The organism is Streptomyces sp. 2323.1, from assembly GCF_900221035.1.
GTDB classification, from domain to species: Bacteria; Actinomycetota; Actinomycetes; order Streptomycetales; family Streptomycetaceae; genus Streptomyces; species Streptomyces sioyaensis.
Genome location: NZ_LT907981.1, coordinates 2,074,820 through 2,101,147 on the forward strand (window position 1 = coordinate 2,074,820; position 26,328 = coordinate 2,101,147).

The 26,328-nt window shown below is 71.4% G+C and carries 18 protein-coding genes and 1 pseudogene; 5 read left to right on the top strand and 14 right to left on the bottom strand.

Translation table 11 applies throughout. The annotated features are described in order from the left end of the window. Positions 1-366: 366 nt before the first annotated feature. The 4 genes and pseudogenes from CPH93_RS08310 to CPH93_RS08325 all read right to left on the bottom strand — a co-directional run bounded on the left by CPH93_RS08310 (position 367) and on the right by CPH93_RS08325 (position 6,797). A complete protein-coding gene (locus tag CPH93_RS08310; protein ID WP_093485555.1) occupies positions 367-1,368 on the bottom strand; it encodes a FadR/GntR family transcriptional regulator in 1,002 nt (333 codons plus the stop codon). Between the two features lie 821 nt (positions 1,369-2,189). After that, positions 2,190-2,954, bottom strand: a complete 765-nt coding sequence (locus CPH93_RS08315) for an NUDIX hydrolase (protein WP_093485553.1) — start codon at positions 2,952-2,954, stop codon at positions 2,190-2,192. A gap of 48 nt (positions 2,955-3,002) precedes the next feature. Then, positions 3,003-4,992: pseudogene (locus tag CPH93_RS08320) on the bottom strand (glycogen debranching N-terminal domain-containing protein). Positions 4,993-5,207: 215 nt separating this feature from the next. Beyond that, positions 5,208-6,797 (bottom strand): DUF4192 domain-containing protein, encoded by a 1,590-nt coding sequence (locus CPH93_RS08325; RefSeq protein WP_096212452.1) that lies wholly within the window; start codon positions 6,795-6,797, stop codon positions 5,208-5,210. A gap of 125 nt (positions 6,798-6,922) precedes the next feature. Between CPH93_RS08325 and CPH93_RS08330 the strand changes: the two genes are divergently transcribed. Both CPH93_RS08330 and CPH93_RS08335 read left to right on the top strand, forming a co-directional pair. Further along, positions 6,923-9,088: a RecQ family ATP-dependent DNA helicase gene (locus tag CPH93_RS08330; protein WP_096212453.1), complete on the top strand. Its 2,166-nt coding sequence runs from the start codon at positions 6,923-6,925 to the stop codon at positions 9,086-9,088. Positions 9,089-9,311: 223 nt separating this feature from the next. After that, positions 9,312-10,022 carry a hypothetical protein gene (locus tag CPH93_RS08335; RefSeq protein WP_096212454.1) on the top strand — a complete coding sequence of 237 codons (711 nt, stop codon included), beginning with the start codon at positions 9,312-9,314 and terminating at the stop codon, positions 10,020-10,022. 180 nt (positions 10,023-10,202) lie between these two features. Here CPH93_RS08335 and CPH93_RS08340 read toward each other — a convergent pair whose 3' ends face one another. The 4 genes from CPH93_RS08340 to CPH93_RS08355 all read right to left on the bottom strand — a co-directional run bounded on the left by CPH93_RS08340 (position 10,203) and on the right by CPH93_RS08355 (position 13,482). Next, on the bottom strand, positions 10,203-10,850 hold the full coding sequence (locus CPH93_RS08340) for a hypothetical protein (protein WP_096212455.1): 648 nt from the start codon (positions 10,848-10,850) through the stop codon (positions 10,203-10,205). 67 nt (positions 10,851-10,917) lie between these two features. Continuing rightward, positions 10,918-11,619: a ribonuclease HII gene (locus CPH93_RS08345; RefSeq protein WP_006602675.1), complete on the bottom strand. Its 702-nt coding sequence runs from the start codon at positions 11,617-11,619 to the stop codon at positions 10,918-10,920. 283 nt (positions 11,620-11,902) lie between these two features. After that, positions 11,903-12,811: an ADP-ribosylglycohydrolase family protein gene (locus CPH93_RS08350; RefSeq protein ID WP_096212456.1), complete on the bottom strand. Its 909-nt coding sequence runs from the start codon at positions 12,809-12,811 to the stop codon at positions 11,903-11,905. Between the two features lie 11 nt (positions 12,812-12,822). After that, positions 12,823-13,482: a histidine phosphatase family protein gene (locus tag CPH93_RS08355; RefSeq protein WP_006602677.1), complete on the bottom strand. Its 660-nt coding sequence runs from the start codon at positions 13,480-13,482 to the stop codon at positions 12,823-12,825. A 452-nt stretch (positions 13,483-13,934) separates the two neighbouring features. Here CPH93_RS08355 and CPH93_RS08360 point away from each other — a divergent pair, with 452 nt between their 5' ends. Continuing rightward, on the top strand, positions 13,935-14,690 hold the full coding sequence (locus CPH93_RS08360; protein WP_096212457.1) for a TetR/AcrR family transcriptional regulator: 756 nt from the start codon (positions 13,935-13,937) through the stop codon (positions 14,688-14,690). A gap of 12 nt (positions 14,691-14,702) precedes the next feature. Here CPH93_RS08360 and CPH93_RS08365 read toward each other — a convergent pair whose 3' ends face one another. Continuing rightward, positions 14,703-15,308: a YdbC family protein gene (locus CPH93_RS08365; RefSeq protein WP_093485537.1), complete on the bottom strand. Its 606-nt coding sequence runs from the start codon at positions 15,306-15,308 to the stop codon at positions 14,703-14,705. A 612-nt stretch (positions 15,309-15,920) separates the two neighbouring features. On the opposite strand from CPH93_RS08365, the gene CPH93_RS08370 reads away from it, so the two are divergent. Continuing rightward, entirely contained in the window at positions 15,921-16,442 is a 522-nt protein-coding gene (locus CPH93_RS08370) for a TerD family protein (RefSeq protein WP_096212458.1), read from the top strand. Positions 16,443-16,667: 225 nt separating this feature from the next. Here the strand turns inward: CPH93_RS08370 and CPH93_RS08375 are convergent, their stop codons facing one another. Further along, positions 16,668-19,544 carry a vitamin B12-dependent ribonucleotide reductase gene (locus CPH93_RS08375; RefSeq protein WP_096212459.1) on the bottom strand — a complete coding sequence of 959 codons (2,877 nt, stop codon included), beginning with the start codon at positions 19,542-19,544 and terminating at the stop codon, positions 16,668-16,670. 124 nt (positions 19,545-19,668) lie between these two features. Further along, entirely contained in the window at positions 19,669-20,193 is a 525-nt protein-coding gene (gene nrdR, locus CPH93_RS08380; protein WP_006602682.1) for a transcriptional regulator NrdR, read from the bottom strand. Between the two features lie 546 nt (positions 20,194-20,739). Between nrdR and lexA the strand changes: the two genes are divergently transcribed. Beyond that, positions 20,740-21,540 carry a transcriptional repressor LexA gene (gene lexA, locus CPH93_RS08385; protein ID WP_093485531.1) on the top strand — a complete coding sequence of 267 codons (801 nt, stop codon included), beginning with the start codon at positions 20,740-20,742 and terminating at the stop codon, positions 21,538-21,540. A gap of 152 nt (positions 21,541-21,692) precedes the next feature. On the opposite strand, the gene CPH93_RS08390 is transcribed toward lexA, so the two are convergent. The 3 genes from CPH93_RS08390 to CPH93_RS08400 form a co-directional block, all read right to left on the bottom strand. Then, complete coding sequence (locus CPH93_RS08390) at positions 21,693-23,669, bottom strand: ATP-dependent DNA helicase (RefSeq protein ID WP_093485529.1); 1,977 nt, start codon at positions 23,667-23,669, stop codon at positions 21,693-21,695. 41 nt (positions 23,670-23,710) lie between these two features. Further along, entirely contained in the window at positions 23,711-25,477 is a 1,767-nt protein-coding gene (locus tag CPH93_RS08395) for an IucA/IucC family protein (protein WP_093649181.1), read from the bottom strand. 105 nt (positions 25,478-25,582) lie between these two features. Next, complete coding sequence (locus CPH93_RS08400; RefSeq protein WP_096212460.1) at positions 25,583-26,281, bottom strand: GNAT family N-acetyltransferase; 699 nt, start codon at positions 26,279-26,281, stop codon at positions 25,583-25,585. Positions 26,282-26,328 lie beyond the last annotated feature (47 nt).

Genomic DNA, 26,328 nt, shown 5'->3' on the forward strand with positions numbered 1-26,328 from the left:
CGTCCACTGTGGATCGGAGCCGACGACCGCCGGTGGGGATGGACCGACGGCGCAGGGGCAACCGGGGAGTTGAACAGCGTCATTCACGCCGCTCTTATTCCCTCCTCGGCTATCACCTCTTAAGTCATCGCGCTTCCCTGAAGAGTGTTACGCCCAATCTGCGTGGCCCGAGTCACACCCCATAACGACCCATTCCCAGTCATATGACATGCAACCCTCCCGAGACCTGTCGCCGGATCCGGTCGACGACCCGGATCCGGCGATCTTCTGCGCCTTCGCCGCGTACGGCGTGCCCTGCCCGGAGTGGCGTGCAGGGCACGGAAGCCGCGCGGCGCCCACCGTCCGTACGCCGTCGGGTACGGGCCTTCAGTGCTCGCGGGGCGCGGGGACGACGTGATCGACAGGCGTCCCGGAGCCCTGGCCGGCGACCTCACCATGGGCGGCGAGGAGCTGGCGCATCGCGGACTCGGCCGCCGTGGCGTCGCCGGAACCGATGGCGTCGACGACCCGCATGTGCTGCCCCACGGACGTCTCGACCGGTCGCTCGCAGCCGCCGGCGACACCGCCCGAGACGTGGAGGGCTGCGGAGACGATGCCCGAGAGGTGCTCGAGCATGCGGTTGCCGGCGAGCTGCAGCAGCAGCGAGTGGAACTCGGCGTCGGCGCGGGAGAACGTCATGGTGTCGCCCTGGGCCGCGGAGTGGCCCATGATCTCGACCATGTCGGCGAGCCGCTGCTGGATGTCCTCACGGCTGTGGCCTGCGGCGAGCCGGGCGGCGAGGGGCTCGATCGTCCAGCGCAGCTCACAGAGCTCACGGCGCTGGTCGTCGCGTTGCGGCCCGTAGGCCCGCCACTCGATGATGTCGGGGTCGAGGAGGTTCCAGTCGCTTACCGGGCGCACCCGGGTGCCGACGTTCGGGCGGGCGCTGACGAGGCCCTTGGCCTCCAGGACTCGCAGCGACTCACGGACGACGGTGCGGGAGACCTCGAAGCGCTGGCCGATCTCCTCGGGGACGAGCGGGCGGTCGGCCCCGAGATCGCCGGAGACGATCATCTGGCCGAGCTGCTGGACGAGTTGGCCGTGCAGGCCACGTCCGCGGCTGCCGGCCGCGCGACGGCCGACCCGGCCGATGTCTGCCTCGGAACCGTCCCAGACCTGCGAAACGCGCTCTGCACGGTCCTGGCCGGCCGCGCTGGCGGCGTTCGCGGCGTTGCCCGCGTTGGCGTAGGGGTAGCGGTCAAGCTCGCCCGGGCCTGCGAGGCCGGTGTCGCCGGGGCGAGCCGCGGTCATCATGGTGTGCGCAAGGGTACTCACGCATCTGTTGTCGGCGACACCCTGAACACCCTTGAGGTCTTTGGTGAAAAGCACACGAAAGGGTGATCGCCCCCCATCCCTGAATTGACGCTTTATCGGAAAGAAATGCGCTCTCTACGGCGAGTTGTGGACAGTGGCCACAACAACAGAGCACCAAAACATATGCCTTACCCGATCAGCAGAAGCAGCCGCACCGCACCGAGGGCGCATCACCACAGGCCAGAAGGGTGGTGGCAACACCGTTGCCTCGCCTGCTGGTTGGCTCGTGAACCGCATCACGAACCGGTGCGCATTGGTCAATTCCGAACGGGCTCTTGACGGCGCCGCCAGAGGCAGGTGGCGACCCCATCTCAGGCACATTGACAGGAATTCTCCGGCAATCCCGTTACGCCGGAACTGAATACATCACCGGCCCCTCTTCTCACTCCGGCAGGACCGGTCAGCCGCTTCGCTCAACTTGCCGCGACGGCAGGACATTCAATGATCCAGCGGCGGAGTGGCGGCACCGAAGACGGCGTCGGGCCAGGGTCGGAGAGCGCGATATCGGCCGTACACGGGGGGCGCCGACTACTGGGGCCGGCCGGGCTGGTCGCCGTCAGGTGGGCACCACCCCGGCCAGGCGGAGCCGCACGTCCGTGACGCCGACGGCGGCCGGGCGTGGGCCGCTGGGGTCGCCGGTCGGGTCCGACGGCGACGGGCCGGACACCCCTTGCGGGGCGTGAGGCCGGCCGGGAGCTCGCGTGGTGACGTAAGGACTCACCCGGCCAAGATATCCGTGATATGTCCTATATTCGCGTAATTACTCACACTTGACGCCTCGTCGTGTCACCGTGGGTGAACTTCGACCCTTCGGTCTCGCGCTCTGTCCGCGACGCTCAGACCTCGGGGCGAAGCATCGGCGGATTGAGCAGCGTCGCCCCGCCGGCTCTGAACAGCTGTGCGGGACGGCCGCCCTGACGCGTCGTCGTACCGCCGGTGGGCACCAGGAAGCCGGGGGTGCCGGTCACCTTGCGGTGGAAGTTACGGGGGTCCAGGGCCACTCCCCAGACCGCCTCGTACACGCGGCGCAGCTCGCCCACGGTGAACTCCGGCGGGCAGAAGGCCGTGGCGAGCGAGGAGTACTCGATCTTCGAGCGGGCGCGCTCCACGCCGTCGGCCAGGATCCGGGCGTGGTCGAACGCGAGCGGAGCCGCCAGCTCACCCTCACGGGCGAGGGTGTCGTCCTGTCCCAGGAGGGTCTCCACCGGCGCCCAGCGCGCGCTGTGGGCGTCGCCGCCGGCCTTGGGAGCGGGCAGGTCGGGGGCGAGCACCAGATGCGCGACGCTGACGACCCGCATCCGGGGGTCCCTCTTGGGGTCGCCGTAGGTGGCGAGCTGTTCGAGGTGCGCGCCGTACACGGGTGACGGACCGGCCGGGGACTGGGCGTGCAGACCGGTCTCCTCGGCGAGCTCCCGCGCGGCCGCGTCCTCGAGATCCTCGTCGGCCCGGACGAATCCACCGGGCAGGGCCCAGCGGCCCTGGAACGGCGGCTCACCGCGCCGCACGGCCAGCGCACACAGGGCGTGGCGGCGCACGGTGAGCACGACCAGGTCGACAGTGACGGCGAAGGGCGGGAAGGCCGACGGGTCGTAGGGAGGCATGGCGTGATCATAGTCGTCCGCCTGACGATAAACAGGCCTTGCAGCACCTCACGAGCCCAGTTGCAGACCCTCCGCCGCGGTCTCCACCATCCCCATGCCGAGTCTGCTGACCCGTACGGCGAACGGCTGCTCGGCCACGCTCAGGCCGGTCAGCTGTATCGCGCCGAGCGGGGCGGTGCCGAGTGGCCGCACGGACACCGTCCCGGCAGGAACATCGGGGCGCAGGCCGGCGAGGGCGACCAGTATGTGCACCGCACCGGCCGCCGCCACGGCAGCGGGGCGGCAGGCGGCCGGGTGCGGTACGGGGACGCCGCCGGCGGCGCGCTGCTCCCCCGCGTACATCTCGGGGAGCCGGTAGCCGAAGCTGTCCGCCGCATCGAGGATTCCCCTGGTCAGGGCGCCGGCTGCCCGCATGGCCGGCGGCGGCCAGTCCGGCGGCGGCGATCGCCGTGTCGTGGACACGGACCGCACCGCTGCGGTGGCCGAACGGGTTGTAGCCGCTCTCCCTGGTTCCCATTCCGCGCAGGCCCCATCCGGAGTCCATGGCCGGGCTCTCCCATGCTCTGGCCAGCTGGTCGGTCTGTGTGGCGTCCAGCAAGCCGGGGGCCAGGGCCCCGCCGCCGAGGAGGCCGGTGTCGAGGAGAGGGACGGTGGTGGAGCCAAGGTGTGGGACGGGGCGCCCGTCGGCGTGAAGCAGGGCGGCGGGGCGGCCGCCGGTGCTGTCCTCCCACCAGAAGTCCGTGCGGAAGCGGGTGCGCAGGTCAGCGGCCCAGTCCCGTAACGCCGTCGCGTCGGACGACCCGGCGGCTTCGAGGAGATCGGCACCCAGGAGAGCGGCGCGATGGGCATGGGCCTGGGTCTCACATCGGTACGGTCCTCCGGGTGCGGGGTCGGGGACGTAGCCGCCGCGGCTGCTCCCGGGTGGGTCGGTGACGGTCCTCAGCCATCGCAGGCAGCGCTCCGCAACGGGCAGCAGCAGCTCCGTCTCCTGCTCTGGTAGTCCCCAGCGGCGGGCCTCCGCCAGAACGGTGGGAAACAGAAGGGTTGCCTCGATGCCGGTGCAGCTCGGCGGGGCATGCGGTCCGGCGTCCCGGAGCGGACCCGGAATTCGACCGAAATCCGCTCCTGGTGCGGCTTGTTGGCTACGGGCGAGCGCCCGCAACGTGCCCGCGGCGAGCCGCGTGCCCAAGGGCAGCAGCATCCGCGCGGCCCACAGCGCCTCGACCGGGGCAAGTCCGCAGCGCCAGGGGAATCCGCCGGCCACGTAGATGTCCGCAGCGGCGGCCGGATCACGCATCACCAGGCCGTGCAGATCGTCGAGGCTGGCTGCCATGAGCGCGTCGGCCCGGCGGTCGTCGCATTCGAGCCGGGCCGCGGTCCAGGGCCGCGGGGGCCGGGCACTGCGCGTGCGCGGAACGCCGGGTCCGGTGCGCGGGCCGGGGATGAGGACGGTGCCGGGGCGCCGGTGGCCTGCCGGTCCGCCGGTGTCGTGTTCCAGTGCGGTGTGCAGTTCGATGGTGCGGCGGCCGCCGGGTGGCAGATCCAGTTCCCAGCGCAGCAGGCCCGGCGAGGCGAGCGCGTCCTGGGGTGCGGGCGACGCGGTCACCACCGCATGCACTCCGGGCCCCGACCAGCGCAGCCCGGAGCCGTGGACAGTGGCTTTCCGTTCCGGCCCCGGCAGGCCCACGGCGATGGCTCCGAGCTCTGCAAGATCCGTACCCAGCCGGATCTCGACCGGCAGCCGCACGGGCCGCGCGGAGCTGCTCTGGAAGATGATCCGCTCGGTGCCGTCGGCGGAGCGCAGCCGCTCCACGCGGATGTCCGGGTCCGGTCCGCGCTCTCCTGCCCTGCGGATCGTCCCGAGGAACCGGGCCCGGTCCGCACCCTTCAACAGCCCCTGGACGACGAGCGGTTCGTCGCCCGCGACCCGGAGTTCGCAGCGGGACAGGACCCGCCGTCCGTCGCGATAGAAGCCGTCCATGTCGTGGCCGGTCAGCTGCCCCGACGCCGGGGACACCGCGAGGGCCGGGAGGGCCACACAGACGAGTGAGGAGTGGACGGGTTGTGGTTGCGGGGACCGGGGCGGTGCCGGGCGGTGCTCGCCGGGCGGCCGATGAGCCGGCTGAGTGAGGGGGACGATGCCTGGCACGCTCTGCGCTCCCTGGTGAGGTCGGATCTTCGTACGGCCTACGCCACTCAGGTGAACGGCCCGGCCGGCGCCCAGGTCACGCCGGCCGCGCTGCCATGTCGTGTTCACCGCCGGCTCCGGTCGCCGTCCCGGCCGGCCCGGCGCCTGCCGCGGCCGTCCGTCGAACGGGTGCCGGGGCCCGTGCCGCCGCGAGGTCCGCGGGGGCGGACGGCCGCCCCGGGGCGCCTGGTCGGCCGTCGCGTTTCCTTGGCGGTGGACGGGGAATCGGCGGCGGGCGCGGGCACCTCCTCGGCGGCGCTCATCACCGCGTGGTTCTGCTCGCGCAGGCAGCGGCGCAGCGGCTCCGGATCGAGACCTTCGTTGATGGCGCGGTGCAGCAACTGGGCGAAGGTGTAGTCGGGGTCGAGCGACAGGGCGCAGTTGAGGGCGATGCGCGCCGATGGTCCGTCGTCGGTGGACCAGCAGACCCAGCCGGCGAGGGTGAGCGGGGCCACCGCGTGCTCGGCATAGCCACCGGCGCAGCGGCGGGCGAGGGCGCGCCAGAGCCGGAGGGCCGGCGCGGCGACTGAGCCGTCCATCCACTCCGCTGCCCGGTCGCGGGTGACCCGGTCCTGGAGGCCGAGGATGAGATCGGCGGCCTCGGCATCGGTGATCAGCGCATCGTCGCAGGCGTCCCGGGCGCGGTTGCTGCCCGAGGGGGTGTCCTGACGGAACCGGTGGATCATGGCGCCGGCCAGGTCGAGGGTGGACCGCCGGACGGCCGCCGCGCCGTCCTTCTCGAGCATGCGCGGCACCAGCGCGCCGGCGGCCGCATCCAGCACCTTCTCCTGCTCCGCAGCCCGCCTGCCGGTACGAGGCGTCAGCCTGGCCTCCATCTCCTTGAGCGAGCCGCGCACCTGCATGCCTGCGTATGCGGCGGCCGCGGCCATCACGGACGTGCCGGGCATGACCATGGGCGTGCCCTCGGCGGGGCAGCACCGGAAGTCGGGGCAGCAATAGGACCAGAAACGGCCGTTGGACAGGCACAGGGCTTCCAGGACCGGTACGTCGAGCGCACCGCAGGCGGTACGCAGCCGTTGGGCGAGCGGCCGGAGCCGGTCCTTGACGTCCTTGCCGCTCTCGCCTTCCGCGGGCTCCTGGCAGAGGTAGACGAGGATCGCCTCGGGCCGGGCGTCACGCTCCTGGCCCGCGGAGATCAGACATTCGGCGAGTTGGTCGGCGACATCCGGCCACTGCGCGGTGTCGGTGGGGATGCCGAGCCTGACCCGCCCGCCGAAGCGCCCGCGGTCGCCGTGCAGCGCGATCAGCACGACGCTGTCGTCCGGATAGAAGCCCATGAGATACGGCAAGGCGTCGGCGAGTTCGGCCGGGCTGCGGAGGGTGACCTGGGCTTCGGCCGGCGGCGCCGGGACCTGGTCGGAGGGGGCGGAGGAGTGCGTGGGGCCGGACGGGTCGGGCGCGGTGGAGGAGCCGGCGGGCTGGGTGGGGGTGGAAGGGGTGGTGGTGTTCGCGGAGTCGGCCGGGCGCGAAGATTCTGCAGAGCGGGCGGGTGGAGTGGGGTCGGATGCGCCGCGCGGGTCGGCAGGGGACGGCGGCTCGGGCGGGCGGGGAGGGGTCGAAGGCGTCGGGGCGGAGGGCGTGGCGGCGGAATTGCTGTCAGTGGAGCGCTTGCTCGGTTCGCTGTGCGGATTCATGGCTCGAAGATCCCGCGGCAGGCCGCCGCGCCGCGACCCCTGTGGATAACTCGCGGGCGAGGAAGTTGTCCACAGCCTCGGGCGGGAGTTCGCGCATTGTCAGTGGCATCGGGTTGCATGGAGGCATGAGCAACGATGATCTGCGTGCTGCCGCCGATGCCGTCCTGACCCGACTCGTCGGGGATCCCGGCGGCGAGGCCAGGCTGCGCGAGGATCAGTGGCGGGCGATCGAGGCGCTGGTTGCCGACCACCGCCGGGCGCTGGTCGTGCAGCGGACGGGCTGGGGCAAGTCCGCCGTCTATTTCGTCGCGACGGCGCTGCTGCGCGAGCGCGGCAGCGGGCCGACCGTGATCGTCTCCCCGCTTCTCGCGCTGATGCGCAATCAGGTCGAGGCCGCCGCGCGGGCCGGGATCCGGGCGCGCACGATCAACTCCGCCAACACCGAGGAGTGGGACACCGTCCAGGCCGAGGTGGCGGCGGGTGAAGTGGATGTCCTGCTGGTGAGCCCCGAGCGGCTCAACAACCCCGATTTTCGTGATCAGGTACTGCCCAAGCTCGCGGCGGCGACCGGTCTGCTGGTGGTCGACGAGGCGCACTGCATCTCCGACTGGGGGCATGATTTCCGGCCGGATTACCGGCGCCTGCGCACCATGCTCGCCGATCTCCCGCCCGGTGTGCCGGTGCTCGCCACCACCGCCACGGCCAATGCGCGGGTGACCGCCGATGTCGCCGAGCAACTCGGGACGGGCGAGGGCTCCACCGAGGCACTGGTGCTGCGCGGACCGCTGGACCGGGAGAGTCTGAGTCTGGGCGTGCTTCCGCTGCCGGACGCCGCGCACCGGCTCGCCTGGCTCGCGGACCATCTGCACGAGCTGCCGGGCTCGGGAATCATCTACACCCTCACGGTCGCCACCGCCGAGGAGGTGACGGCCTTCCTGCGCCACCGGGGGCACACGGTCTCGTCGTACACCGGCAAGACGGAGAACGCCGACCGCCAGCAGGCCGAGGACGATCTGCTCGCCAACCGCGTCAAGGCGCTGGTGGCGACCTCCGCGCTGGGCATGGGCTTCGACAAGCCCGATCTGGGCTTCGTGGTGCACCTCGGGTCTCCCTCGTCCCCCATCGCGTACTACCAGCAGGTGGGCCGGGCCGGCCGAGGGGTGCAGCACGCCGAGGTGCTGCTGTTGCCGGGGCGTGAGGACGAGGCGATCTGGAAGTACTTCGCGTCGCTGGCCTTCCCGCCCGAGGAGCAGGTGCGGCGGACCCTGGACGTCTTGGCCGCGGCCGGCCGGCCGGTGTCGCTGCCCGCTCTGGAGCCGCAGGTCGAACTGCGCCGCTCGCGCCTGGAGATCATGCTCAAGGTGCTCGATGTGGACGGCGCCGTGCAACGCGTCAAGGGCGGCTGGACGTCCACCGGCCGGCCATGGTCGTACGACGCCGAGCGCTATGCGTGGGTCTCGCGTCAGCGCGAGACCGAGCAGCAGGCCATGCGGGAGTACGCGACCACGGCGGGCTGCCGGATGGAGTTCCTGCGGCGGCAGTTGGACGACGAGGCGGCGGTGGCCTGCGGCCGCTGCGACAACTGCGCCGGGTCACGGTTCAGTACCGAGGTGTCCTCTGCTTCGCTGGACGCGGCGCGCGGTGAGCTGGGGCGCCCGGGCGTGGAGGTGGAGCCGCGGCGGATGTGGCCGACGGGGCTGCCGGCCGTCGGCGTCGACCTCAAGGGGCGTATCCCGGCGGGCGAGCTGGCCGCGACCGGGCGGGCCCTGGGCCGGCTCTCCGACATCGGGTGGGGCAACCGCCTGCGGCCGATGCTCGCACCGCAGGCGCCGGACGGGCCGGTCCCCGACGATGTGTCGGCCGCGGTGGTCACGGTGCTCGCCGACTGGGCCAAGGGGCCTGGTGGTTGGGCCTCGGGCGCGGCCGAGGCCCCGGCCCGCCCGGTGGGCGTCGTCGCGCTCTCCTCTCGCAGCCGCCCGCAGCTGATCCGGTCGCTGGCCGAGCGGATCGCCACGGTCGGCCGGATGCCGTTCCTGGGCACGGTGGCCTCGGCGGACGACGGTGTCGAGGGCAGGATTCCGCGCAGTAACAGCGCTCAGCGGCTGCGGGCGCTGCACGGTTCGCTGAGCGTGCCGCCGGAGCTGGCACAGGCCCTGGCGTCGGCGGGTGGCCCTGTGCTGTTGGTGGACGACTACGCCGACACCGGCTGGACAATGGCCGTGGCCGCCCGGCTCCTGCGCCGGGCGGGCGCCGAGGGGGTGTTTCCGCTGGTCCTCGCTGTACAGGGCTAGGAGCGGTAGGGCACGGCCGACTTGGCGACGGGCAAGCACATTGGTGACTCTCCGGCCGATTCCGGGCACCGGCGGGAATTGCTCGTTGCCGCATGCGTGTACGACGGCAAGAATTGGAATGCTTCCCCGTACCGGCCGTCCATGGTCAGGCAGCGCCGTGCCGTGGTGCGCATCCGTGCCCGGTCACCGCCCGACGCGTGGACGCCTAGACGAAGGGAGGAACATGACCTTCGGCTTCGCTCCGCCCCCGCATGTGTCTTTGCCCGTGTCCGCCGATTCCGCCGCGCGACTGGGACGGATGCTGGTGCCCGCCGAATGGGCATCGGCCGGGATCCCGTTGCTGCGCAATCCCCGTGAGGTCGTCGCCGATCTGCACGATCGCCATCGTCCGGGGCCGTCGACGGCCATCGTCGCGGTGCTCGACGCACAGGACCGGGTGACGGCCAGCGCCTCGTTCACCGAGCTCGCGGCCGCGCCCGACGGCTGGGAGTTCCGCAATGCGCTGCTGGCGCACCTGCGCCGGGTCATCCCGCACGACCTGCGGTTGCGTACGCCGGTCCGGACCGCGGTGCTGCTCTACTGCCGTGAGGGCGAGCCCCGTTGGACGGAGACGGACGGGGCGTGGATGTGGGGGCTGCGCGATGCCTGCACCCTGCACGGGCTCCGCTGCGGGGCATACATCACGCTGACCCCGGGCCGCTGGCAGGTCTTGGGGGAGGTCCGTGGTGGGCGCCGCCCCAGACCTCCCGCCACGGACCTGCCGGTCCCCGAACCACGCCGCCCGGAGGCGGGACGTTCGGAGCCGCGTCGTATGACGGCAGCGCGACCGGATGTACCGCGCACCGCCGCGAAGGCCGCCGTCCCGCAGAGCCGGCCGCTTCCCCGGCGCGCGGGCGGCGCCCCGGAAGCACACCGGCACACGGCGGCGCGCTGAGGCGGACCGACCCCGGCCGCACCCCGACCGGGGTTCACGCACACGGCGAACGGCGGGCCGTGCCTCTCGGAGAGGCCGTACCGCCTGTCGGCACGCTCGGCGTCCGCACGCCGTGGGCGCGGACGCGCAAGCGAGCCCGACGGCCCTCCAGGACCGACGGGCCGTTGCGAGCCGACCGGGTCAGGCGTGGGCGCCGAGGACAGCCGTGATGCGCTGCGGGTCGCCGCAGACGATCAGCAGCACTCCGGCACGGGCCATGGCGGCCGGCAGCGCCTTCCCGGTGACCTCGTCCGAACCGCCGTTGACGGCGACGACCACAACGGGCCGGCCGGTGGCGCGCTCGGCGGCCGCGTCCGCGTAGAACACATCGTCCGTGGCGTCGTGTTGGGCCCAGTACGAGGCCTCGCCGAAGGAGAGCTCATGCGCGGCCCACGGGTGGATTTCGCCGGTGGTCAGCACCAGGATTTCGCCCGGCGCACGCCCGGAGTCCAGCAGCAGGTCGACGGCCTCGTCGGCAGCGTCGACGGCGCCGGCGGCGGGTGCCGGGATCAGCTGGAGCTGCGCTCCCGCGGTACCGGCCTTGCCGGCCGGCGGCTGCGGGGAGCTGGTGCGCTGCGCCGGCGGAGCGGCGACAGGCCCACGCGGCGGGGCAGCAGGTCCGGGCTTGCCCGGACGGACGCTGGCCGCCGGAGCGCCACGCGGAGGCGCGGGGCGGGGACCGGGGCCAGGAACGGGACGAGGGGTCGGCGCGGTACGGCCGGCGGCCGGAGTTGCGCGGGGACCCGGGACACTCTCGTGAATCTGAGGCTCCTCGGGGAAGAGAGGCATAAAGGGATGTCTATCAAACGTAAGTGCGGAACACGCTATCGGGTACCGAATTGATGTCCGCTACCGCTCAGAAATCGAAGCCGAGTTGGCCACCGGCTTCCAGAGCGGCTGCTTCGGGGGTGATGCGCACCTTCTTCAGATGCCGCCACCGGGGTAGGGCGTCCATGTAGGACCACGACACTCGGTGGTGCGGCGTGGGACCGTACTCCTCCAGGGCAATGCGATGGGTCGGCGAGGGGTAGCCTGCGTTGGCCGCGAAGTCGAAGTCGGCGTAGGCCAGACCCAGTTCGGCCATCATCGCGTCGCGCCGCACCTTGGCGAGCACGGACGCGGCGGCGACCGCGATGCAGGACTGGTCACCCTTGATGACCGTGCGGACCCGCCATGGCGCGCCCAGGTAGTCGTGCTTGCCGTCGAGAATGACCGCGTCCGGCCGGACCGGCAGCGCCTCCAGGGCGCGTACGGCCGCGAGCCGCAGTGCCGCGGTCATGCCCAGCTCGTCGATCTCCTCCGGCGAGGAGTGCCCGAGGGCGTACGACGTGACCCATTCGCCGAGCACATCGCACAGTTCGGTGCGGCGCTTGGGAGTCAGCAGCTTGGAATCGGTGAGCCCGTCGGGCGGCCGGCGCAGACCGGTGATGGCTGCGCAGACGCTGACCGGACCGGCCCACGCTCCGCGTCCGACCTCGTCGATACCTACAACGATCTTGGCGCCCGTCGTGGCGCGCAATGATCGCTCGACGGTATGGGTGGGGGGCTCGTACGGCATGGCGCCAGCCAGGTTACGCCTATTCGGCCCAGCCGTCCGCACCGGATCCGCACCTGGCGGAAAACGATGTCCGTGCAGGTCGAGCGGGGCCGGACCGGTACCGCTACCAACGGGTATCCGGCGGCGCGCCCGGCGGGCGCCACGCGCCGCGTTCCCGTGCCCCGCAGGCCACCACCCGGGAGGAATTCGCCGTCCGTCACCGCCCGTTGGAGGGACCGGGGGACGGAAGGGGTCGCGGACGGCCGGCCCGCGACGGGCGAGGGGAGCTGCGGTGCGGCGGTGATCAGTCGGTGTGGACGGGGGCCCAGGACGGGAGGGGCTCGGTGCCTGCCAGCCATGCCTCGGGCGGGGCGCCCGCGCCACCGGCGGCGACGATGCCGCCGACGATGGCGCAGGTGGTGTCGACATCGCCGCCCGCATGAGCGGTGGCCCAAAATGCCCGCTCATAGTTGCCGAGATGCCGGGCGGCGGCCCAGAGGGTGAAGGGCACGGTGTCGTGGGCACTGGTACGCCGCCCGCATCCCAGCACGGCGGCGACGGTGCCGGAGTCGGCGTAGTCGAGCATGTCGCGTGCCCGGCGCAGACCGGCCTGGACGGCGCTGCGCGGGATCAGCTCCAGTACGCCGTCCAGCAACTGCTCGGGGCCGAGGTCGCGGGTCGGGTCGGCCACCAGGGCGGCCGCGGCGGCGACGGCCATGGCACCGACAACGGCCTCGCGGTGCTGGTGGGTGGTGTAGGCGGAGATTTCGGCCTGGTGGATGGCCTGCTCGGGGTCGTCGGCGTACCAGGCGCCGAGGGGAGCGATGCGCATGGCGGCTCCGTTGCCCCACGACCCCTGGCCGTTGAAGAGCCCGGACGCCAGCTCACGCCAGTCGCCGCCCTCGCGGATCAGCCGCAGCATGCGGTTGACGGCCGGACCGTAGCCACGGTCGAAGTCGTGGTGGTCGGCGAAGGAGCGGGCGAGGGAGTCCTGGTCGATCCGCCCATGGGTGGTGAGCTCGGCCAGGACGGAGCAGGCCATCTCCGTGTCGTCGGTCCACTGCCAGGGGGCGGGTGGCAGCTCGCGGCGCTTGAGGGAGGGGTAGTGGGCGGGGACGAAGAACTGGGATCCGAGGGCGTCACCCACGGACAGGCCGCGCAGGCTCGCCAGAGCCCGCGCACGGCGGTCTGCGTCACGGTGATCGAGGGTCATCGGTGTGCACTCTAACCGGTGGCCCCGTAAGGCTCCGGTTTACACCAGCGCTCGAAGGGCCGGTCGAGGGTGTAGCGGCCGTTCCCGCCGAGCAGCAGGGTGCGCCGTTCCGCATTGCCCGGATTGGACAGCGATTCGAAGTCGGCCACCGTCCAGTGGAACCAGCGCATACAGAACAGCCGCATGGTGAGCCCGTGCGTGACGATCAGGACGTTCGGCGGGTGGTCCGGGGCCTCGAAGCTGCGCCACAGACTCTCCAGGAACGCCCCGACGCGGTCGTACACGTCCGCTCCGGACTCGCCCTGGGCGAACCGGTAGAAGAAGTGACCGTAGGCGTCGCGGTAGGCCTTCTGCCGTCGTACGTCGTCACGGTCCTGCCAGTTGCCCCAGTCCTGCTCGCGCAGCCGGGGCTCCTCGCGGACCCGGACCCTGCCGGGGTCGAGGCCGAGCGCCCGGAAGGTCTGGTGGGTGCGGCGGTAGGGCGAGACATAGGCGGAGACCCGCTGGTCACCGAACATCTCGCGCAGCGGGCCGCCGGCCGCCTCCGCCTGTCGCAGCCCGGCCGGGGTGAGCGAGAGCGCATGATCGGGCTCCCGCTCGTAGACGGTGTCGTCGACATTCCCCTCCGACTCTCCATGGCGGATGAGAACGATGCGTCGGGGCCGAGCCATGCCGCCAGCCTAAAACTCCTGCTCTGCACATGCCGCACGCCCCCTGGTCCGCGATCCGGACCGTGCCGCACAGCACACTTCCTGGCTGTGTGACCGCGGTCCGTTCCTGGCCTGACCCAGGTCCCTGCGGCGAGGGGCGGCCGCGCTCCCGCCCGGCACCGTGGGGCACGGTCCGTCCACGGCAGAGCAGGTCCGTCGCGCAGAGACGCACGGCACCGGACGGGCCGCATGCGGAGCCGGCCAGGCCTGCCGGTCAGGGACCGACCGGGACCGACCGTCCGGCGGGGCGTATCGACTGCGCTACGCCGTCATTCAGCAGCCGGTCACCGCAGGACGTGATGATGGCGTGCAATGAGATCCGAGCAGGCACCTGACCCCCCATTCAAACGCAACACTCGTTGCATTACGATGAGGATGGCACAGCCCACCCACTAACGCAACAAGGATTGCAATTGACTGAGGACGCAGCGAGCGGCGACCCGCGCACGACCGACGGCTCCGCACCGGCCCCCGGCACCCGGCGCCCCGGCGGCCGCACTGCCCGCACCCGCGCGGCCGTCCGCGACGCCGTACTGGCCGGGCTCACCGAGCACGGCTATCCCGGCCTGACCGTCGAATACGTCGCCGAGCACTCCGGCGTGCACAAAACGACGCTCTACCGCCGCTGGAAGGACATCGAGGGCCTGGTGGCGGACGCTCTGGATCTTGCAGGCGAGGACGAGTGGACGCCGCCCGACACCGGGTCCCTGGAGGGCGATCTGCGCGCCCTGGCCCGCGAGGTCGTCGCTTCCTTCGCCGATCCTGCGGTCGCCGCATCGGGCTCCGCGATGATCGCCGCCGGTTTCCAGTCGGAGCGGGCGGCCGCGGCGCTGCGCGGCTACTACACCGAGCGGTTCGCGCGCTGCGAGGCCATCGTCGAACGTGCCGTCCTGCGCGGGGAATTGCCTGCGCCCCCGCAAGCCGTACCGAGCCCCCCGGCGGACACCCGTGCACACACCGCCTCCGACACAGCCGTGAGCGGCGCAATCGATGCCGGTGCGCTGGTCCGCTCGGTCTCCGCGCCGCTCTTCTTCCGCCTGTTCATCACCCGGGAACCGGTCGAGGCCGCGCAAGCCGACCAGGCCGCGGCGGCCACGCTGGCCGCTGCCCGCGCCGGGGCGTTCACCCTCGGCAGCGCCGCAGACTCCACCCAGGGCACGGGCTCCTGAACGCGCCGCCCCTCATACCGTCCATGACGGTTCGAGCTGGACCACGTCCCCCGCGATGGCCCGGACGTCCGCGGCTATCTGGGCCCGCAGCGCCAGCCGCTCCACCCGCTCGGGCCGGTACTTCCCCCGCTCGGCGGCCGACTGCCACATCGACAGCACCAGGAACTCCTCGCCCGGCGCCCGCCCCAGCATCCCCCGCAGCATCCCCGGCGAACCCGCCATCGCCGGGTTCCAGACCTTCTCCTGCATCAGCATGAAGTGGTCCACCCGGTCCTGGTAGACCTGGCAGTGCGCCAGCCGCAGCACGTCCACGTCACCGAACGACGGGCGGAAGCCCACCTTCACGTCGAACTCGTGCTCAAACAGGCGCACCTGTGCGTCCTTGTACGTGCCGACCTGGGCGGCCGCCAGCCGGTCGTGCGAACGCGCCATGAAGGAGTCGTAGAACGCCCGGCTCTCCCAGAAGGCGACCAGATGCGCGACGCCCGGCCGCCCCCGGCTCCAGCCGCCGCCCTGCCCTCGGAACCCCGGCTCACCCAGCAGCCCCGCCCATTTCCGCTGCCCCCGCTCGAACCCTCGACGGTCCACGACGGTGAGGCGAATCCACTTGACAAGCACCGCGCCATCGTACGGCCCGCGGGCGAACCGGAATCACTCCGCGTCACAATCCGACCACCCCGAACTTCCATACGGACGCGAGCCGATGGGGGCTCACGCCCGGTCCTCGCTCCGCCACATCGACCGCTTCGAGGCACCGTTTCTGCCCGTACCGCGCAGGCCACCACCGATCCGCGCCTGGCCGAAACCCTGCGTATCCACTTCAGCGGAATGCCGCCGGTGTCCGCCCGGCTGATCGCCCCATACTGAGCGACAGCCCCTCCTGCCCCAGACCATGCGGCTCCTCCTCCTTACCCGCGGGCCTCACCCCCCACAACCCGAGGTCGTCTGCCCCTTCCCCGCCACGGCGCCAGACGTCCCGCACGGACATCTCAACCGCCCCTGGGGCGAGCGGACCACTGCCCCGAGCCACGCATTCAGGCCAGCCCCCTGAGGGCGCTTTCCAGCCACCCACACCGGCTTCATATCGCCTGCCACCAAGGAAAGTTGCTTCCGCCCGCGAGCCACCGGGCGTGGCACGATGGTCCACCAACGGGAAGTCCCGGGGGGTAGTCCGCGTGATCATCGCGTGGGTCGGGCCGCGCCCCCGGGGGATGAAGGAGGGGAAGCCCGGTGAGCACGCTCAACAAGGGGATCGAAAAGGTCGAGGTCACACTCAAGTGGGACCCGAGTCCCATCGGAACACCGGACAACGACCTCGACATCGTCGCGGCGACGTACCCGGCCGACGCGCCGCACGGCGACCCGGCCTATCTGGTGGCCTTCGACAGCCGGTCGCCCGACGGGACCATCACCCTCAACCGGGACAGCAGGACCGGCCAGGGGTTCGGCGCCGACGAGATCATGACGCTGGAACTGGACCGGCTGTCCGAGACGTATGCCCGGGTGCTGGTGGGTGTGGCCATCCAGCAGGGCGAGGGCCGCAAGGTCTTCGGCGACGTCGCGAACACCGCCGTACGGATCCGCGAGGGGTACACCGATCTGGCGGAGGACGACTTCGCCTCGGTAGCGGGGGCCACCGCCGCGACGGTGGCCGAATTCACCCGGGACGAGACGGGCAAATGGCGTTTCCGCCCCGGCCTCCGGGGCTTCGACGCCGACCCGGATGCGTTCGTCTCGCTGATGGGGCGCTGACGGGGCGGCATTGCTGCTCCCCGGCACACCGGCGGCGCCTTACGGCCTCTACGGCCGCGCTCCGCCGGCCCGGTCGCCGGACGTGCGGCACGCCCCCTGAACGTTGTCCGGCACACACGACGGAGGGGACCGGCGCCCGGCCGGTCCCCTCCACGCTTCCCGGGCCGTCTCAGCCCGGGCCGCGGGCCGCGCGGGAGGAACCCTCCCGCGCGGCCTCTCTGCTGCTCAGCTGCAGCCGCTGGTCGAGCCGCAGCCCTCGCACAGGTAGCAGCTGCCGGCCCGCTGCATCTTCGTCCCGCAGGAGAAGCACAGCGGTGCGTCGGCGTTGATGCCGAGCTGCATCTCGACGAGTTCGGCGTTGGTGTGCGCCTGCTGGGGAGCCGGGGCGGCGGCATCCTCGACGATCTTCACGGCCGGAGTGGACTCCTGGGCCGACTCGATCTGGCGCGGCGCCGACTGGGCCAGGCCCTCGACGTCGACCTCGTCGTCGGACGGCTCGTACGAACCGGTCTCCAGGTGGCGCTGGCGCTCCTCGACGGAGTGGATGCCGAGCGCCGAGCGGGTCTCGAACGGCAGGAAGTCCAGCGCCAGGCGGCGGAAGATGTAGTCGACGATCGACTGCGCCATCCGCACGTCCGGGTCGTCCGTCATGCCGGCCGGCTCGAAGCGCATGTTGGTGAACTTCGAGACGTAGGTCTCCAGCGGCACGCCGTACTGGAGGCCCACCGACACCGCGATGGAGAAGGCGTCCATCATGCCCGCGAGGGTCGAGCCCTGCTTGGACATCTTCAGGAAGACCTCACCGAGACCGTCGTCCGGGTAGGAGTTGGCGGTCATGTAGCCCTCGGCGCCACCGACCGTGAAGGAGGTGGTGATGCCGGGACGGCCCTTGGGGAGGCGCCTGCGCACCGGGCGGTACTCGACGACCTTCTTCTCGGCGACCGGCTCGGCCTTCTTCTCCGCCTCCTTCTTCTTGGCGGAGAGCGGCTGGCCGACCTTGCAGTTGTCGCGGTAGATCGCCAGCGCCTTCAGGCCGAGCTGCCAGCCCTGGAAGTAGACGTCCTCGATCTCCTCGACGGTGGCCGACTCGGGGACGTTGACCGTCTTGGAGATCGCGCCGGAGAGGAACGGCTGGGCCGCGGCCATCATGCGGACATGGCCCATCGGGGAGATGGAGCGCTCGCCCATGGCGCAGTCGAAGACCTCGTAGTGCTGCGGCTTGAGGCCGGGGGCGTCGATGACATTGCCGTGATCGGCGATGTGGGCGACGATCGCCTCGACCTGCTCGGGCTGGTAGCCGAGCCGCTTGAGCGCCTTGGGGACCGTGTTGTTCACGATCTGCATGGAGCCGCCGCCGACCAGCTTCTTGAACTTGACCAGGGCCAGGTCCGGCTCGACGCCCGTGGTGTCGCAGTCCATCATCAGGCCGATGGTGCCGGTCGGGGCCAGCACGGAGGCCTGCGCGTTGCGGAAGCCGTTCTTCTCGCCCAGGCGCAGCACGTCCTGCCAGGCCTCGGTGGCCGCCGCCCACACCGGGGTGTCCAGGTCGTCCATGCGCGTGGCGACACCGTTGGCGTCGGAGTGCTGCTTCATGACGCGCTTGTGGGCGTCGGCGTTACGGGCGTAGCCGTCGTACGGGCCGACGACCGCGGCGAGCTCGGCAGAGCGCTTGTAGGAGGTGCCGGTCATCAGGGAGGTGATGGCACCGGCGAGCGCACGGCCGCCGTCGGAGTCGTAGGCGTGGCCGGTGGCCATCAGCAGGGCGCCGAGGTTGGCGTAGCCGATGCCCAGCTGGCGGTAGGCGCGGGTGGTCTCGCCGATCTTCTGGGTGGGGAAGTCGGCGAAGCAGATGGAGATGTCCATCGCGGTGATGACCAGCTCGACGACCTTGGCGAAGCGCTCGGCGTCGAAGGACTGGTTGCCCAGGTCGTCGTCGCGCAGGAACTTCAGGAGGTTGAGCGAGGCGAGGTTGCACGAGGAGTTGTCCAGGTGCATGTACTCGCTGCAGGGGTTGGATGCGGTGATGCGGCCCGACTCCGGCGAGGTGTGCCAGTGGTTGATGGTGTCGTCGTACTGGATGCCGGGGTCGGCGCACGCCCAGGCGGCCTCCGCCATCTTGCGGAAGAGACCCTTGGCGTCGACCTCCTCGATGACCTCGCCGGTCATCCGGCCGCGCAGCCCGAACTTCGAGCCGGCCTCGACGGCCTTCATGAACTCGTCGTTGACCCGGACCGAGTTGTTGGCGTTCTGGTACTGGACGGACGTGATGTCGTCGCCGCCCAGGTCCATGTCGAAGCCCGCGTCGCGCAGCGCGCGGATCTTCTCCTCCTCCTTCACCTTGGTCTCGATGAAGGCCTCGACGTCCGGGTGGTCCACGTCCAGGACGACCATCTTGGCCGCACGGCGGGTGGCGCCGCCCGACTTGATCGTTCCGGCGGACGCGTCGGCGCCGCGCATGAAGGAGACCGGACCGGAGGCGTTGCCACCGGAGGAGAGCAGCTCCTTGGAGGAGCGGATGCGGGAGAGGTTCAGGCCGGCGCCGGAGCCGCCCTTGAAGATCATCCCCTCTTCCTTGTACCAGTCGAGGATGGACTCCATGGAGTCGTCCACGGCGAGGATGAAGCAGGCGCTGACCTGCTGCGGCTGCTGGGTGCCGACGTTGAACCACACCGGGGAGTTGAAGCTGAAGACCTGGTGGAGCAGGGCGTAGGCGAGCTCGTGCTCGAAGATCTCGGCGTCCGCCGGGGAGGCGAAGTAACCGTTCTCCTCGCCGCTCTTGCGGTACGTCTTGACCACGCGGTCGATCAGCTGCTTGAGGCTGGACTCACGGGTCGGGGACCCCACCGCGCCACGGAAGTACTTGCTCGTAACGATGTTGACCGCGTTCACCGACCAGAATTCGGGGAACTCGACGCCACGCTGCTCGAAGTTGACCGAGCCGTCGCGCCAGTTGGTCATGACGACGTCACGAGACGCCCACTCCACCTCGTCGTACGGATGCACGCCGGGGGTGGTGTGGATGCGCTCGATGCGCAGCCCCTTGCTCGCCTTGCTGCCCTTGGCGCGGGAGCCTCGTGCCGGGCCGCTCGTCGTCTCTGTCATTCCGCCTCCCTGTATACGGGCAAACGCCCATATGTGCGCACTCATTCCGTGGCACGGTGTTTGTCTTTCTGCCACCGGGACGCCCTGCTCTCGCCCCGGTTCAGGTCCTGGATGTGCGCCGAGCTCAGTCGGCGGCGGTGGCGGGCACGGGAACGGCCGGGCCTTCGCCCTCGGTCCCGTGGTCCTGCCCGGGCGGCCCCTGCTCGCGCTGCTCACGCAGCTCGGCGATGGCCGCCTCAAAGTCTTCGAGTGAATCGAATGCCCGGTAAACGGACGCGAAGCGCAGGTACGCGACGAGGTCGAGTTCCTGCAACGGGCCCAGTATGGCGAGCCCGACGTCATGCGTGGTCAGCTCGGCGCTGCCGGTGGCGCGCACCGCCTCCTCGACCCGCTGGCCGAGCTTGGCGAGGGCGTCCTCGGTGACCGGGCGCCCCTGGCACGCCTTGCGCACTCCCGCGATGACCTTGTCGCGGCTGAAGGGCTCGGTGACCCCACTCCGCTTGATCACCATCAGCGACGCCGTCTCGATCGTCGTGAAACGGCGGGAGCAGTCGGGGCACTGGCGGCGCCGGCGGATCGCCGTCCCGTCATCGGTGGTACGGCTGTCGACGACCCTGCTGTCCGGGTGCCTGCAGAAGGGGCAGTGCACGCTCCACCCTCCTCACCCTTGTTATACGGACGTACGTACGCCAACGATCCCGGCGCACGGCAACAGACCTCCGGCCGGTCCGTACGGGCCCTTCGGAGCAGTACCCAGCATAAGCGATCCCCGCCCGGTCGAGAGACCAGGGACCACAACTTCTAGGTAGTCGAAGGCATCTAACCACTAGATGTGGTGTCGGGCCGCTTACATGCGCCTACCGCGTGTCGCGGTGGCGGCGGGCCGGGCGGCCGCAGACGAGGGTACGGGAAGCGACCCGGCCAGGAGCGCGGCGGGGCCGGGGTGGCAGTATCGGCGGGGTCATGGCGGCGGCCGCACCGGTCTCCGCGTCCCGACCCTCCAGGGGGACGCCGGTCGGCCCGAGTCGCGGGCGGGAAGGTGCGAAGAGGGCGCGAAATACCGCTCGGCCATACACCCAGCCCCTTGCCCAGGTCAGCCAATCGGCGAATATTTCACTCGAACGTGTGTTTGGCGCAACCTTTCGAAAGCAACTACCGTTGGCTAACCAGGGAGAACATTTCGAGAGGGGCCGACGTGACCACCACCGCAGACAGCGCGACCATCACCGCACAAAGCCACTCCCAGGGCCGGTTCGAGCATCCGCACAAGGCACAGCGGCCACCGATGGACGACGCCACGTTGGACTCCGAAGAGCAGAAGCCCGCCCGCTCGCTTCCCGGCCGGCCACCCGGGATCCGGGCCGACAGTTCCGGGCTCACCGACCGCCAGCGCCGGGTGATCGAGGTGATCCGGGATTCGGTCCAGCGCCGCGGCTACCCGCCGTCCATGCGCGAGATCGGCCAGGCCGTCGGGCTGTCCAGCACCTCGTCCGTCGCCCATCAGCTCATGGCGCTCGAACGCAAGGGCTTCCTGCGGCGTGACCCGCACCGCCCCCGGGCGTACGAGGTCCGCGGCTCGGACCAGTCGAGCTCGACGGCGACCGAGACCGCCGGCAAGCCCGCCGCTTCCTATGTCCCCCTGGTCGGCCGGATCGCCGCCGGTGGCCCGATCCTCGCCGAGGAGTCGGTCGAGGACGTCTTCCCGCTCCCCCGTCAGCTCGTCGGCGACGGCGAACTGTTCGTGCTGAAGGTCGTCGGCGACTCCATGATCGAGGCCGCCATCTGTGACGGCGACTGGGTCACCGTCCGCCGCCAGCCGGTCGCCGAGAACGGCGACATCGTCGCCGCCATGCTGGAGGGCGAAGCCACCGTCAAGCGCTTCAAGCGCGAGGACGGCCACGTCTGGCTGCTGCCGCACAACTCCGCGTACCAGCCGATCCCCGGCGACGAGGCGACCATCCTCGGCAAGGTGGTGGCGGTGCTCCGCCGCGTCTGAGCCACCCCTCACGACCGAGCCCCGGAACCACTGCGCCGGTTCCGGGGCTCTGTTTGTGCGCCTGAGCCGGCGCCGCTTTCGCGGAGGGGTTGCGGTCCGGTGGGGGCTATTCAATTGAGGGTTGCGGCGCAAGACCCCGGATGGTGCGCCTCCTAATGCTCAGTCTGTGAGGCCTTGGCCGCTGCGTCGATGGCGGCCAGGGAGCGGCGGACCTGGTTGCGGTCGGTGGTGTACCAGAAGTCGGGCATCGACTTGCGGAGGAAGGAGCCGTAGCGGGCCCGCTCCACCCGGGGGTCGAGGACGGCCACCACACCGCGGTCGCCGGTGGCGCGGACCAGACGGCCGGCGCCCTGGGCCATCAGCAAGGCCGCATGGGTCGCAGCGACCGCCATGAAGCCATTGCCGCCGGCCTCCTCCACGGCCTTCTGCCGGGCGCTCATCAGCGGATCGTCCGGGCGCGGGAACGGCACCCGGTCCATCACCACCAGCTGGCAGTTCGCGCCCGGTACATCGACGCCCTGCCAGAGCGACAGCGTGCCGAAGAGGCACGTACGGGCATCCGCGGAAAAGGCCTTGATCAGCTCGCCGAGGGTCTCCTCACCCTGGAGGAGGATCGGCAGATCCAGCCGGCCGCGCAGCTCCTCGGCCGCGGCCTGGGCCGCGCGCATCGACGAGAACAGGCCGAGGGTGCGGCCGCCCGCCGCCTCGATCAGCTCGGCGAGCTCGTCGAGCATGTCGGTGCGGCTGCCCTCACGGCCCGGCTGGGCCAGGTGCTTGGCGACGTAGAGGATGCCCTGCTTCGCGTAGTCGAAGGGGGAGCCGACGTCGAGCCCCTTCCAGGGCGGGACGTCCTCGCCAGCGGTGCCCTCGGGGGCCAGGCCCAGGGAGGCCGCGACCCCGTTGAAGTCGCCGCCCAGTTTGAGGGTGGCGGAGGTGAGGACCACCGAGCGGTCCTCGAAGAGCTTCTCGCGCAGCAGACCGGAGACCGAGAGCGGGGCCACCCTCAGGGAGGCGCCGAAGCGGTCATGGCGTTCGTACCAGACGACGTCGTACTCGGAGCCGTTCGCGATGCGCTCGGCGACGGCATGGACGTTCTCCACCGAGGCGATGGCCTGCTTGCGGACGGCATCCTCGTCCTGGACCGACTTGTCGCGGGTCGAGCCGAGCGCCGAGATGACCGTACGGGCCGCATCCCGTAGCGCCATCAGGCAGTAGCCGAGGTCCTCGGGGATCTCTTCGAGGCGGCCGGGCAGGGCCAGCTCCATGAGGCGCTCGAAGGACTCCGCGGCGGTCTGGAGCTGGTCGGCGGCCTTTTCGTTGACGAGCTTGGCGGCCCGGCGGACGGCGCGGTTGACCTGGCCGGGGGTGAGCTCGCCGGTGGCGACGCCGGTGACCCGGGAGACCAGCTCATGGGCCTCGTCGATGATCAGGACCTCGTGCGACGGGAGGACCGGGGCGCCCTCGATCGCGTCGATGGCGAGCAGCGCATGGTTGGTGATGACCACGTCGGCGAGCTTGGCGCGCTCCCGGGCGGCCTCGGCGAAGCACTCCGCTCCGTAGGCGCACTTCGAGGCGCCCAGGCACTCGCGGGAGGAGACCGAGACCTGGCCCCAGGCGCGGTCGGAGACCCCGGGGGTCAGCGCATCGCGGTCGCCGGTCTCGGTCTCGTCCGCCCAGTCGCGCAGCCGCAGCAGATCCTTGCCGAGCTTGCTGGTCGGCGTCGCCTGCTCGAACACGTCGAAGAGGCCGTCCTCCTCTTCCTGTGGGGCGCCCTCATGGAGGCGGTGCAGACACAGGTAGTTGGAGCGGCCCTTGAGCATGGCGAATTCGGGGCGGCGGCGCAGCAGCGGATGGAGGGCATCGACGGTACGCGGAAGATCGCGCTCCACCAGCTGGCGCTGCAGCGCGAGGGTGGCCGTGGCGACGACGACTCTCTCGCCGTGGGCGAGCGCCGGAACCAGATAGCCGAGGGACTTTCCGGTGCCGGTGCCGGCCTGGACGAGCAGATGGGCATTGTCGTCCACGGCCTCGGCGACGGCCTCGGCCATCGCCACCTGGCCGGGGCGCTCGGTGCCGCCGACGGCGGTGACGGCGGCGTGGAGCAGATCGGGGAGAGAGGGCTTCGTCATAGCGTGGCAAGCCTACGCGGGACCACTGACAGCCACCCCGTTCACGGCAGATGCAGGGGGTTGGGGACGGTGCCGTGCACGGCCGCGTGCGGTCTGTCACGGCGGTCGCGGTAGCCGTCCACATGCAGACGGTTGCGGTTCAGACACAGCCGCTCGATCCGCGGGGTGAGCAGGTCGAAGGTGTCGTGCCGCTCCTTGAGGTGGGGGAAGCGCTCGTGGTGGCGCAGGATCTCCGCCCGGACGAGTGACCAGAACTCGGGCTCGGGAACGTCCAGTTGGTCCGCACAGATCGGCGCGAGGTAGCGGAAGACGCCGACGAACAGGCCGGAGTGGATGAACTGCGTGAGGAAGGAGGGCGGTTCGGTCAGCAGGACCGTCCGGACGTCGTCCGGCATGGCGTCGTGCTCCGGGAGCCGCCAGGAGCTGGTGTTGACGTCGTCGACGAAGTCCTTGACCGCGAGGCGGGTGGGAACGTCGTGGGCGTCGAAGACCACGATGGCGTTCTCGCCGTGCGGGGAGAAGACCGTGCCGTACTGGTAGAGGAAGTGCAGCAGGGGCGGCAGCAGGGCGGTGAACAGCCGGCTCAGCCAGTCGCGCGGGGCGAGTCCCGAGCGTCGCACCAGCTCCGCGGTCAGGGCGCGGCCCTCGGGGTCGGTCTGCAACAGCGCCGCCAGGGTGCGGGCGCGTTCGCCGGGGTCGAGCCGCCCGCTGACCGGCTCGCGCCAGATGCAGCCCAGCAGCTCCTTGAACTGGTACGGGACGCCGGGCAGCCGGTCGTAGAGGGGGTGCTCGACGGTGACGGAGGCGGTCTCGCCGAGCAGGATCACCCGGGTCTCGTCGCGCAGATAGGGGTCGGCGTCGCGCAGGCCGTGGACCCAGCGGGTGACGGCGGGGGCGGCGAGGGTGCGCTCGGTGGGCAGGCCGCGCCACACCAGGGTGTTGAGGATCGACAGCGGAAGCTTGACCGTTCGGGCCTCGGGACGGCTGACGTTGAGGAAGGTGCGGATGGACTGCTGCGGCAGGCGGAGGTCGTTGTCAGTGGGCAGCGCGATGATGGATCCGTCGGCGAGCTGCGGCGCGAAGAGCGGGGCGATGGTCTCGTCCCACTGCCAGGGGTGCACGGGGAGGTAGAGGTAGTCGGCGGGGTCGTGGCCCTGGTCGCTGATGGTGCGGGCGAAGGCATGACGGGTGGCGGGGGCCAGCTCCTCGCCGTAGAGACGGTCGGGGGTGGCCAGCGTGGGAATACCGCGGTAGTGCGCGATGCGGTGGTGCGCGGCGAGCCAGGGCAGACGCCGTGCGGTGCGGGCCTCCGGGGCCCAGGTCGCCGCGTCCTGGGCGGAGAAGCCGAGCCGGCCCTTGTTCGCGACGAGCCAGGGGTGGCCGGTCTGGTGGCCTTCGAGGCCGGCGTAGTCCAGGTCGGCGAGGTCGGCGGCGCTGAGGGCGGTGGCGTCGAGCCGGGTGTCGGCGGTCAGGGTGGCGGTCAGCTCGCGGATGAGATGGCCGGTGGTGTCGCCGGACAGGCCCAGGACGGTGTCGTGGGCGTGGGTGAGGAAGTGGAAGGGGTCGGTGCCGGGGGTGATCGAAGCGGGGTCGATGCGCCAGTGCCCGTAGGCGCCGCGGCGGGCACGGAAGCGGTAGACCAGGTCGTCGGTGACCGGCAGACGGTATCTCTCGGCGCCGTCGGGGGCGGTGCCGTCGGGCTCGGGGGTGAGGATTTCCTCGTACGCGAACTCCGCCAGGATCTTGGCGAACAGTCGGCGCGCGGCGTGCTGCCAGGCGCGGTGCGAAGGCTGGGGTTCAGGAGACAAGGCGGGACTCCTCGAAGCGGGACCGCCCCGGCTCGTGTGGGGGACAACCGGGGCAGCGGGATGGACGGCGAACCGGAACGGGACCGTCGACGGACGGTCCCGGTGTCAGAGCAGATGGCGGTGGGCGCGGTCGCGGACCATCAACGCCGCGCGTTTGACGGGCAGTTCGAGCTCGTCGGCATAGCGGAACCCCGCGCTCAGAAAGGCCGCGACGGAGGCGGTGTTGCGCACATCCGGCTCGGCGACGACCCGGGTGCACGGCGGGCGGTGGTCCAGTACGAGGTCGGCGGTGGCGCGCAGCAGGGTGCCGCCCAGCCCGCGCCCGCGGTACCCGGCGCCGAGGAGCAGATGGAGGCCGGTGTCCTGAGGCCGGGCCGGGTAGTGGCGGGCGAGCGGGTCGAGGTCGGCGCGGTAGATCTCCCAGTAGCTCATCGGGACTCCGTCCAGCACCCCCAGGCAGGGCACGCTGCGGCCGTCGCCGTCGAGCTGGCTGCGCAGATGGGCGGCGGTGGTCTCCGGCGGGCCGGCCAGCTCCCAGAAGGCCGCGACCGCCGGATCGTTCATCCAGCCGGTGATCCGGTCGAGGTCGCGGGCCGGCCGGACGGGCACGAGCGCGAACGGGCCGGCGGGGGTATCGGCCGCTCCCCAGCCCGCCAGGTTGTCGAGCAGCGGCCCGGCGGCCGGTCCGTCCGGGGACGCCGGCTGCCGGTGGTCGTCCCCGCACAGTGCCCCGACGTCGGGCTGCAGCTGCAGTTCGAGGGTGTCGTCGGAGCTGGAGCTGAGGCCGGAATCGGTCGGTGGCACGGCGACGCTCTCCTCTCGTGGCCGCGTGCCGCGTGGCCTGATCGGTC